9 protein-coding genes are annotated in these 10,982 nt (G+C 60.4%); 3 read left to right on the forward strand and 6 right to left on the reverse strand.

What is annotated here, in order from left to right; genetic code table 11:
- Nucleotides 1-83: 83 nt before the first annotated feature.
- Nucleotides 84-1,055 carry an AraC family transcriptional regulator gene (locus tag DyAD56_RS13785; protein ID WP_102303356.1) on the reverse strand — a complete coding sequence of 324 codons (972 nt, stop codon included), beginning with the start codon at nt 1,053-1,055 and terminating at the stop codon, nt 84-86.
- A gap of 94 nt (nt 1,056-1,149) precedes the next feature.
- Here DyAD56_RS13785 and DyAD56_RS13790 point away from each other — a divergent pair, with 94 nt between their 5' ends.
- Complete coding sequence (locus DyAD56_RS13790) at nt 1,150-2,124, forward strand: oxidoreductase (RefSeq protein WP_102303335.1); 975 nt, start codon at nt 1,150-1,152, stop codon at nt 2,122-2,124.
- Between the two features lie 109 nt (nt 2,125-2,233).
- On the opposite strand, the gene DyAD56_RS13795 is transcribed toward DyAD56_RS13790, so the two are convergent.
- Nucleotides 2,234-4,033, reverse strand: a complete 1,800-nt coding sequence (locus DyAD56_RS13795) for an alpha-L-fucosidase (protein WP_233202424.1) — start codon at nt 4,031-4,033, stop codon at nt 2,234-2,236.
- A 343-nt stretch (nt 4,034-4,376) separates the two neighbouring features.
- Nucleotides 4,377-5,156 carry an alpha/beta hydrolase gene (locus DyAD56_RS13800; protein WP_199178973.1) on the reverse strand — a complete coding sequence of 260 codons (780 nt, stop codon included), beginning with the start codon at nt 5,154-5,156 and terminating at the stop codon, nt 4,377-4,379.
- A gap of 218 nt (nt 5,157-5,374) precedes the next feature.
- Between DyAD56_RS13800 and DyAD56_RS13805 the strand changes: the two genes are divergently transcribed.
- Both DyAD56_RS13805 and DyAD56_RS13810 read left to right on the forward strand, forming a co-directional pair.
- Nucleotides 5,375-6,808, forward strand: a complete 1,434-nt coding sequence (locus tag DyAD56_RS13805; protein WP_233202427.1) for an HD domain-containing phosphohydrolase — start codon at nt 5,375-5,377, stop codon at nt 6,806-6,808.
- A gap of 158 nt (nt 6,809-6,966) precedes the next feature.
- Nucleotides 6,967-7,476, forward strand: coding sequence for a GNAT family N-acetyltransferase (locus DyAD56_RS13810; RefSeq protein ID WP_102303337.1), 510 nt, complete (start codon nt 6,967-6,969; stop codon nt 7,474-7,476).
- A 129-nt stretch (nt 7,477-7,605) separates the two neighbouring features.
- Here DyAD56_RS13810 and DyAD56_RS13815 read toward each other — a convergent pair whose 3' ends face one another.
- The 3 genes from DyAD56_RS13815 to DyAD56_RS13825 form a co-directional block, all read right to left on the reverse strand.
- The gene (locus DyAD56_RS13815) at nt 7,606-9,687 is read right to left on the reverse strand and encodes a S9 family peptidase (RefSeq protein WP_102303338.1); all 2,082 of its coding nucleotides are present in this window, start codon (nt 9,685-9,687) and stop codon (nt 7,606-7,608) included.
- Nucleotides 9,688-9,926: 239 nt separating this feature from the next.
- Nucleotides 9,927-10,439: a hypothetical protein gene (locus DyAD56_RS23615; protein ID WP_146010512.1), complete on the reverse strand. Its 513-nt coding sequence runs from the start codon at nt 10,437-10,439 to the stop codon at nt 9,927-9,929.
- Nucleotides 10,440-10,534: 95 nt separating this feature from the next.
- Nucleotides 10,535-10,982 (reverse strand): integrase core domain-containing protein (locus DyAD56_RS13825; protein ID WP_146010513.1); only part of this gene is annotated, 448 nt, incomplete at its 5' end.

Genomic DNA, 10,982 nt, shown 5'->3' on the forward strand with positions numbered 1-10,982 from the left:
AGCGATCTATTCGCTAAGGTGTCTAATGTTTGCTCCGACCCTAAGCAGACTCTCCTCCTTCAACGTGAACGCTCACGTCCAACTCAGAATGAGTCCACCACCGAATCCTCTTCGTGGAGCTCACGCCGCGCTTCGTGTGGGCCTTCAACAGTCTTGCGATACCTGCCTGGGGCGATTCCCATGCTGCGCTTGAAGGCATGACTGAAGGCGCTTTCCGATGTATAGCCAATCGCATCTGCCACCTCGGCTACCGTCGCGCCAGCGAGTAGTTGCCGCTCGGCGACGTGCATGCGCCAGTTGGTGAGGTAAGTCAGCGGAGGCATTCCCATAACCTCACGGAATCGAACAGCAAACGATGTGCGTGACATGCCCGCCACCTGGGCAAGATCCTCCAAGCTCCAGGCGCGTCCGGGCTCTGCGTGCATTCGACTAAGCACGCACGCAAGTCGTTTGTCGCCAAGACCTTTCAGCCATCCTGTGTCATCTTCCGGCGCGTGCGCAAGGTAGGCGCGAAGCGTGTTGACGAATAGGAGTTGTGAAAGCTCAGCAAGGATAACGGTTCGGCCAGGGCGCTCCGCTGGCTCCATCTCGCGCACAAGCTGCTTGAGCAGCCAGGCGATGATGGCCGCGTCGGGCATGCTGCCGTGTACATGGAGCATGGGTGGCAACCCATCCAGAAGCAGCGACTGGCGTCTGTCGTCGATGTGCACGAACCCAGCCAGCATCGCAAGGTCGCTCCCGGCTCCAAGGCGGTAGATGCCGTCTTGATCCGCGACAAGCGGCGTGTTTACGGCGGTTGCTATCAAGGCTGGATCGCTAGCCAGAATCAGAGACCGCGTGCCGTTCGTCACCAGGACATCGCCCGCGTCAAAACGGACTGGTGCGACCATCCCGTCCATGTAGCACCAGCAACCCCCTTCAATCGCCGCACAGAACTTGATGGCATCCAGATTGGAGCAGCGTCGGCCCCACGCGCCGCCAGCGAGAAGGCGGCCGGACACGATGCAACGCGCCTGGACGAGTTCGAGTACGTCGGAGAGAGGGTCGGAAGCCATGTTTGAACTATCACGCATAAAAAGCGCATCAACAAGCATTCTTCATACGAGCTTCTGGGCCTACCTTGGCAGGCACCACTAGGGAGCCCCATTCATGCCCACACCTCAGAACGCTATCGGCTCTGGCTTTGGAGCCGCCTCGACGGCTCAAGATGTCATTCATGGAATCAACCTGCGCGGCAAGAACGTCGTTGTCACTGGCGGATACTCCGGCATCGGCCTGGAAACCGTTCGCGTTTTGCGCTCGGCCGGCGCAAAGATTTTTGTTCCCGCACGAGACATGGCGAAGGCTGAGCAAGCCTTGCGCGACATGCCTGATGTCGTTGTTCACGGCATGGATCTGCTCGACCCTGCATCCATCGAGCGCTTTGCCGAACGCGTACTCGACACCACGGACGCGCTCCATCTCCTGATCAACAATGCAGGCGTCATGGCGCCGCCACTCATGCGAGACGGCCGCGGCTACGAGTCGCAGTTTTCGGCCAATCATCTAGGCCATTTCCAACTGACCTGCCGCTTGTGGCCCGCGCTCGCTCGCAGCAGGGATGCGCGCGTCATCGCGCTCAGTTCCTACGGACATCGCCGAGGCGGCATCGATTTCTCCGATATCCATTTCGAGCGTCGCCCTTATGACCCTTGGCTGGCTTATGCGCAGTCAAAAACAGCAAATGCGTTGTTTGCCGTGGCGCTTGATTCTATCGGGCGACACCAGGGTGTCCGCGCATTCTCGGTGCACCCAGGCGCGATCATCACGGACCTTGTTCGCTACATGTCGCGAGAGCAGCTTGAAGCCGGCCAGATCATCGATAAGAACGGTGATCCCATCATTGATCCGGAGAACAACAAGAAGACCATCCCGCAGGGTGCATCAACCACAGTGTGGTGCGCGACGAGTCCGCAGCTTCTCGGTATGGGGGGCGTCTATTGCGCCGATTGCGATATTGCCGAGGCGTTGCCGAGCGACGACAGCGCGAATCTGCACGGCGTGCGACCGCGCGCCATCGATCCCGTGGCGGCCGGACGGCTCTGGCAGCTCAGCGAGCAACTGACCGGCGCAAGTCTCGATTGATTTGAAATCGCGTGGGCCATACCTCAGGCTCCGATGGCCTACCTGATATCGTTGCCCTAGCCCCGAGACAGACCCGCCCATGCGAGGGCCCTCAGCTGATCGATGCGGATCAACGCGTCGGTGAAAGCTCTACAGAATGTATGGATACCGGCAGACGGCTACCCTGCTCGAACGGCGATGGTGGTGTGATCTCCACCTGCATCGCATAGGGGTGCGCCACACTATCTCGGTGTACATGTATCGCCTGGCTGGTGATTTCCTTTGTGTCAGAGGCTGCGCCCGCCAGATCCAAGGAGTAACGCTGCCCATCGATCCATAGATCAATCCACGCCGTTTGTGGCCGCGGTATGTAGTGGACGGTGCACGTGTAATCGGATGCGTTGGCGTCGACCTTCCACGTCAGCTTGTAGAGCGTGGCGGGATCTTCATAGCCTTCACCGTTGTAGTTGAGATAGTGCGCGGCCTGCGCGGATGGCAGGTGAACGCTGCCGTTGCTTGCGGCGGCAATGGCCTTGGGGCGGACATGTAGCGTGCCTTTGAAAGGCAGTACAACGACCGGCATGAACGAATCCACGTTCGCGTCGCTGGAATCCGAGGCAGGCCAATGGGTGAAGCGATCCAGTGGGATGGTTACACCCTCGGCATCGTGACGTGCATCGATCGTGGTGTCGGGTGAGCCCAGTGGATAGGCGCGGCCCAGTTCAGTGTCGATCAGGCCCGGGAGGTGAAGCTGGTGATCTGCGGGGGTTTCCGCCACGAACAGGTAAATCGCGTGCGGACCCACCGTTGCATAGCCGAAGTCCAGTGCTTCAAACGGCTGCTTGCGCGTGCCGTAGATAGCGTCGCCGTTGCGCTTCAGCCATGTGCCGATGCCATGCAATACCTGCGCTTCATAGGGCACGACGGAGCCATCGCCTTCGGGCCCGATGTTGAGAATGTAGTTGCCGCCCTGACTGACGACGCGAACCAGTCGCGTGATGTTCTCGCGAATCTTGGCCGGTAGATCCGCTCTTGCTTGCCAGGAGCGATAGCCCCAGGTTTCTGGAAACATAGAGGCCGGCGCCTGCCAGGGCAGCTCCATCGCCACGTCGGGCTCGCTGTTGTCGCCCATAACGGCAAAGTTGCCGCGACTATTCCAGACACGACCGGAGATCATGGTTTGCGGCTGTAGTGCATGCACGGTCTGCGCGAAGTGCGTGCTCTGCGCCGGCGTCGGCTTGCCCATGTCAAACCAGATTTCCGAGATGGGGCCGTAGTGGCTCATCAACTCCTGCAGCTGCGCAACATTGAATGCCTCTTGCGCCGGCGTGATCGGGTTGCTGTTGCCTTCGATATACCTATTGCCACCGGGATGATGCCAGTCGATCGTCGAGTAATAGACGCCGAACTTAAGGCCTGCCCGCGCGCATGCATCCGCAAGCTTCTTGACGATGTCCTGGTGATAGGGCGTGCCATCCACCGCGTTGTACGGCGTTTGCGCCGTCTGGAACAGATTGAATCCATCGTGGTGCTTGGCCGTGACCACGACGAACTTCATGCCCGCGGCCTTGGCGAGGGCGGCGATGGCATCGGCGTCGAAATTCACGGGATCGAAGCTCTGGGCCAGCGCTTCGTATTGGTCAGGCGGAATCGGCGCATTGGCGAGAATCTGCTCGCTGTAGCCGTTATCCACGCGATGGCCGTCCCACATGCCGCCCGCCAGCGAATACAGGCCAAAGTGAATGAACATGCCGAACTTGCGGTCCTGCCACGCATCGATCGTGGTGGCGCCGGGGCCAGGACCTGACGGTGGTTGAGGTTCGTCCAACGGGCGTTGTGCCGGTACCGTGCGATCGGCCATCGGAGGGGACGCGGGTGCAGCCCCAATGCTTTGCGACAACACCAGCATGCCGGCCAACAGGCATCGCATGATTCCCGTCCTGTTAGAGCTGTTCACCATTCGCTTTGCACCTGTTGCCCCATCCCATGAATGTGTTCAGTGCCACGCGCACCCTGGTCGACGCCCTGCGAAGGGCATGCATTTAGATCGATCCACATTCGATGCCGAAAAAAGGGCCATGTTGTGATGGCCCCGATGTCCGGACACTTGTGATCCGTGCTCCGGCTGGACTCTAACCCGTTTTTGCAGCGCGACGCTTGTTGCATTGCAGAAGGGCGGGGGTTACTGACAAACGCATTCGCGCTTCGCTCGATGCTTGCCTTGCACATGAAAGGGAGCGGAGCGCCAGCTGCGCTCCGCTCCCTCGCAACGATTACTTCTTGCCGTAGGACGCCTGCTCGATGAGCTTGGCGACAACCTCCGGCTTGGAGACATAGATGGCATGGCTGCCGGCCACTTCGACCACCGTGGAGCCCGCGCGCTTAGCCATCATGTGCTGCGCTTGGGGCGGGATCATGTGGTCATCCTTGGTAACCAGATACCAGCTCGGCTTCGACTTCCAGGCAGGCACCGTCACCTGCCCACCCAAGGCCTGAACGCCCCACGGTACCTGCGAGTCCGCCATGAAATTGGCTTCGGCAGCGGGCACGTCGCCGGCAAAGGCGGCCGCGAACTTCGCGCGATCCAGGAACAGAAAACCATCCTGCGGCGGCAGGATCGGCGGCTGCGACGCACCCGGGGGCGGGTTGGCGATCAGGCTCTGCACCGACTCGCCGGTGTCCGGTGCAAACGCGGCGATGTAGACGAGGCGCTGGACCTTGGGATCGGTGCCGGCTTCGGAAATAACCACGCCGCCGTAAGAGTGGCCGACGAGCACTACGGGGCCATTCTGTTGCGCAATGGCGCGCTTGGTGAAGGCGACGTCATCGGCGAGCGTGGTCGTGGGGTTCTGGACGATGGTGACGTTGTAACCGTCCTTCTTGAGGATGTCGTACACCTTCTGCCAGCCGGAGCCATCTACGAAGCCGCCGTGCACGAGCACGATGTTCTTGATGGATTCCTGTGACTTGGGCGCCATGTCGGTGGCGGCGTGAGCGGCAGATGCGAGGGTCATGGCGGCCAGGGCGGCGAGACCGAAAGCTTTGATCTTCATCAGAATCTCCAAAGGTTATTTGACGGAACGAAGCAGGGACATACATCGCGGGGGAAGACAGGTCGTGCTGTCGACCTTGGAGCGCAGCTTGCGCGCCGGGGTTTGCGCAAACCATCGGATGAATGACCGAGGCCGTGGCGAGAACGGTGGCGCTATGCTCCCTGCCCATGAACATGTCCCGATCTGACGCAGAGGTGTCCGCTGTTGCCTTGCTCGACGTGATCCGCTCGATCGCGTTTGTGGGCGACCTCGCCATGGGGCAGCCGACCGATCACTCCCCGCGGGCCGCCTGGATTGCCGGGCAACTGGCCAAGGCCGCCGGCGCCGATGAGGTGGCCTGCACCGAGGCCGCTACCGTCGCATTGCTGCGCTGGTCCGGCTGTACCGCCAATGCGCCCGAATTCGCGCGACTGGTCGGTGACGACATAAGTGCGCGCAAGGCGCTGCTTGCCCTCCAGTCGCCCGGCAGCGGGTTTCGCGCGGGCACCAAGGGCAATGGCTCGGCATTCCACTCGTTGTCGCGCATCCATTGCGAAGTCTCCGGAGACATCGCCAAAGAACTGGGTTTGAGCGAGACGGCGCAGTTCGCGCTGCGCCATTTGTTTGAAAGCCACAACGGCGCTGGCGCCCCGGACGGCCTGCAAGGCGAACAGATCCCCGCTTCTGTTTACATGGCGTCGCTTGCCGGCGACCTCGACATCTTCCACCGCCTCTATGGCTTTGAGCAGGCGTGCCAACTGATCGGCCAACGCGCCGATGTGTTGTATCCCGTCGGCCTTGCGTCGCTGCTGATAGAAAACGCTTCGCGCTGGCTGGCCGAACTCGACAACGACCCGACCTTAAGCGGCCGGTGTTCGCTCGGCGAGGTGTTCGCCGGACGCACGACATCGCTAGAAATACTGGCCGACATCATCGACCTGAAATTACCCTGGATGACCGGGCATTCGCGGCGCGTGGCGCAGCTGGCCAAGAATACGGCCATCGCGCTAGAACTGGATGAAGCCCGCCAGCAGAAGTTATACCGGGCGGCCCTTATCCATGGCATCGGTCGCGCCGCCGTACCGAACATGGTCTGGGATACGCCGGGCAAACTGATGGAACCGGAGTGGGAGCGCGTACGCCTTGTTCCCTACTGGACCGGACGAGCGGCGCGGCAACTCGGCAGCCTGGCCGGCGAGGCGGACATTGCGTCCTACGCCTACGAAAGGCCGGATGGCTCCGGTTACTACCGGGAAGCCAGAACCGGAAACATTCCCATCGAAGGACGCATCCTCTCCGCTGCATCGGCATTGGCTGCCTTGCGTGCGGCGCGGCCCTGGCGAGAAGCCATGGACGAAAGCGCCGCGCAGGCTTTGATGACCGCCGAGGCCGTCGCTGGACGCCACGACGCCGACGTTGTCCGAGCATTGCTGAAGGAGCCACGGACAAACAGGAACAAGCCAGCTGTCGCCGCATTGACCAGCTTGCTTACGCAGCGCGAGCGTGACGTGCTGCGCTGGATCAGTCTAGGCGCCAGCAACAAGGAAGCGGCCAAAAAACTGGGAATCAGCCCAAGCACCGTACGCACTCACGTCGAGAGTGCGTTCCGCAAACTCGAGTGCACCACCCGCGCCGCAGCCACCCTGAAAGCAACGCAACTAGGTTTGCTGTAGACCGCCGACGCGTTCTTCCGGGCACTGGAAGACTCCGGCACCAGGTGGTGCATCGGTACACTGGCCAGGCTTGCTTTCGACCCGTGGCGGACATTCCCCTAGAGAGGGCTGCTGCCAAAAGAAGCCCGTTGCCTTGCCATCCCCCCGAGAGTAGCCACATGAATTATCCCCCGTCCACCCAACGACTGGAATTTCGCTGCTGGACTTCAGACGACCTGAGGTTGGCGTTAACGTTATGGGGCGATCCGCAGGTAACCGCATTGATCGGCGGCCCGTTTACCGAGGAAGCGGTAGCGCGACGCTTATCTACCGAGATGTCTTGCATGCAGGAACATCACGTTCAGTACTGGCCGATCTTCCTCTTGGAAAGCGGAGAGCACGCTGGATGCGCTGGATTGCGTCCCTATGACGTGGATCAGCAGGTCTACGAGTTGGGAGTACACCTGCGCCATAAGTTCTGGGGCCAGGGCCTGGCCATAGAAGCGGGCAGGGCGGTGATTAACTATGGCTTTGATTCACTGAACGCTTCGGCGCTTTTTGCAGGACATCACCCCCGGAACGAGATGTCGCGAAAGTTTCTTCTGAAGCTTGGTTTCACCTACACGCACGATGAACTTTATCCTCCGACCGGGTTGAATCATCCGTCGTACCGGCTATCGCGGCGCTAGCGCTGCTTCTGACCGAGGCGATGCTTGCTGCCTTGCGCTTCGATGGAATCAAGGACATGACCTGCCGCGCGATTAGGGCGCGTTATCGAGGGTAGCGTGGCCGTCCGCTCCCAAGGCAGGCGGCCTGCTTCATGGTGTGGATTGAGTGCTTTGCGCTCCGGCTGCAGCCTTGGACGTCCATTCGTCCAGCCACTTGAAGACCTCGTCGTACCATTGAATGCTGTCCACCGCCCTGGCTTCGTAGTGGCCTTCGTCCGGAAACACGAGCAGCCGGGAAGGAATGCTTCGCTCCTGCAGTGCAGTGAACGCTGCCACTGCCTGTCCGGTCGGGCTTCTGAAGTCCTTTTCGCCCGTGATCACAAGTTGAGGCGTTCGCCATTGGGCAACGGCATTGACAGGATTCCATCGCTCGTATTCGACGGGATCGACATAGTACGGTCTGTTTCCGAAATCCCAGTGATCCTGGGCGAGTTCGTCCGTCTCGTACGTCATGCCTCGCTCGTCGAAGATGCCGTCATGCTGGACGATGCAATTGAATCGGCCGGGCCAATGGCCTTCGATCCAATTCATCATGTATCCGCCGTAAGAAGCACCGACCGCGCAGGCGTTGTCCCCGTCGAGAAATGTGAAGCGCTCGATCGCCGTCGCGAGACCAAGCTGGAGGTCTTCAAGCGGCTTGCCACCCCAGTTGCGATTGACCGAGTCGGTGAACGCTTGGCCGTATCCCGTGCTTCCATGGAAGTCGACAGACACCACGCCGTACCCATGTTCCGCGTAGAGCGTCGGATTCAGTGGCCATCGCGGGTACCAGATGTCGCCGAGGGAGGATTGCGGGCCACCGTGGACAATGAGGACGACGGGGGCTTTCTTGCCTGGTGCCAGTCCGGGTGGGCGCAGCACGATGCCATTGACCTCGTCGCCTCCGGCACCGGCAAACTTGAAGCGCAGTACCTTCGGCCACTCGACACCGGCCAGCTTGGCAGCGTTGGCGTTTGTGAGCCTCGTGAGTTTGCCTCTGGCGCTGCGGCGCCACAGATTCGGAGGCTCCACCAGTCCATCCTTCTTGAGAATTAGCGACCCGTCGGGCTCGGCCGCGATAAGCACCAAGTGCCCAGCGGTCGTCAGTCGCCGAACGACCTCATCGGCAACGTCAATGCTGAAGACAGGATGGTCCAGCGTGTCGTTGGCCGTAGCGTAGAGCGTGGTTGAGTCCGGGGACCACAGAATTGCATCCGGCGATCGATCCCATGCTTGTGTGAGTGGGTGAGCCTTCCCGGTGGCGAGTTCGCGAAGCCAAACCACGCGCCTGTCATCGGCATATCCCGGCCGAGAGGTGGCAAGCCAGGCGAGCCACCGCCCGTCGGGCGATACCGCGGGCCATTGGTCCGCCGCCGCATTGGCTGCGGTCAGATCGATGGGTTCGTTCGCGCAGTCCGCTGACGCGGCGTAGATGTCGGTATTGGTGGAAAGCGGCTCGATGGGACCCGCGGCTCGCAACGAAAAGTAGATGGACTTTCCATCCGCGCCCCAGGCTGTCTCCTCCTTTCCTCCGCTTGGTTGTGACGGTACGTCGCCGACGAGCGTCGGCGCGACCGCGCACCCGGGTCCAATTGCCTGTCCGTCATGCAGAGGCAGCAGGAATAATTGGGATCGATTGCCATCCTCCCATTGATTCCAATGTCTTATGGGGAGCTGATCGAAGACGCGGGCGCCGCCGTTGGCTTGGACGATCCCAGTCTTGTCATCCAGGAATCGCGTATGCGGTGGTCTACGCGCCCAGACAAGCACTGCATCGCCACGCGGAGAGATCCTAAATCCTGCGAGATCTTCGGATGCCAGCACCGCAGTCGGCTTGGTGTCATCCATCGACATACGGAAGATCGTCGGCATCGACGACGTCCGTTCCGACAGGAAGTACAACATACCGTCAGCCGAGAACGCAGGGGCGGACGGTGCAGAGTCGTCGAGAAACGCCATCTTCTCCGGTTCGCTGCCGCTGTTGGCGAGATCGAGTCGCCACAGCACATGTTGCGTCCCTTTTATATGCGGATCATCCGTGGCCTGCTCCCATACCAGCCATTTGCCGTCGCTCGAGGCGGTGGCGTCGCCGATCTGACTTAGATAAGCCAGATCGGATTGCGTGAAATGACGAGCATAGGCCGGGGAAAAGGCCGTGATCATGAGCCAGAAAGCGAGGGCGCAGTTCTTCATCTCTTTCTCATCGAGGTGATCTCACCGACCAATGGATGACGATGTGATGCGTGCCCAACCCAAAAGGTTTCACCGAGGGGAGCGCCAGGGTGCCTCTAGTCCGACGGGGATCACGGGTGCGAAGCCGTCGAAAATTATGCGCTTGCCATGGAAGGGCAAGGTCAAGGGCAGGGCGATTAGACCGTGTTATCGGGGGTATGTAAGAACGTGGCCGAGATCAAAGCGACCCTCTAGAATCCTCACACCCGATCTTCAAGTTCCTTGATGACCAGCCTGGGATACTCGGCATCAACTAAGTCAGTCGCTGCCCGGATCAAGGGCATGATGTGATCCCCATTCACATGGCCAAATACGGCGGCGATCCAGGGCTCTGGGTGGTAGCGCGCATATGTACCAAGGAACGCGGACAGAAGATGGAGTCGCAGTAGTTTCGATAGCCGAATGCCATTTGGATATGGCGCGACGATGGCTGCCGACCCGTCGGAAAGACCTTCTACATGTGGAAGATGGTCATCAAGGACAGATCCCTGTGACAGCAGGAAACATTCACCGGCAAACATTCGTCCAATATGTGACCACTGATCCGTTAGGCAAAAGTCTCGGGCAAAAGCCTGATGATCGAACGGATGGTCGGTTTGAACGGAAAGCACCGTGCCGTTTAAATCCGTGACAGACAATGATGCTGGACGGGAGGCTGAGCCCTTGTCCGTGCACCGATTGTAGAGCGGGCCAAGTTCAGAGATGCGGGCCAAAGTTTGATCAAAAGTGAAGCAGGCCTGGGGAAGATTATCGGTGGGGAAACCGACGTCCCCCCGCTTTCAGTAGCGGGACGAATTAGAGCCCAGTGTCACTTTAGCTGCTTCGCATAGTCGGCGGGCGTGAGCCCGCCCAAAGCCTTCTTGGGTCGTTCTTCGTTGTATTCCCGGCGCCAGGTTTCGATCTCGGTGCGTGCGTGAAGCAGGCTGGGAAACCAGTGCTCGTTGAGGCATTCATCGCGCAAGCGCCCGTTGAACGATTCGATGTAAGCGTGCTGGTTGGGCTTGCCAGGCTCGATCAACCGCAGTTGCACGCCGCGCTCATGGGCCCACACCACCATGGCCTTCCCGCAAAACTCCTTGCCGTTATCACTGCGAATGATCTTCGGTAGGCCGCGTGTGAGCGCCAAGCGATCCATCACGCGAGCGACGCCGGCACCAGAAATGGCACGCTCTACTTCGATCACGACCGACTCGTGTGTGGCGTCGTCAACCACGGTGAGGCACTTGATCACACGGCCTTCGGCCGTGCGATCAAAT

This window comes from Dyella sp. AD56 (assembly GCF_002878475.1).
In the GTDB taxonomy this organism is placed as follows: Bacteria; Pseudomonadota; Gammaproteobacteria; order Xanthomonadales; family Rhodanobacteraceae; genus Dyella.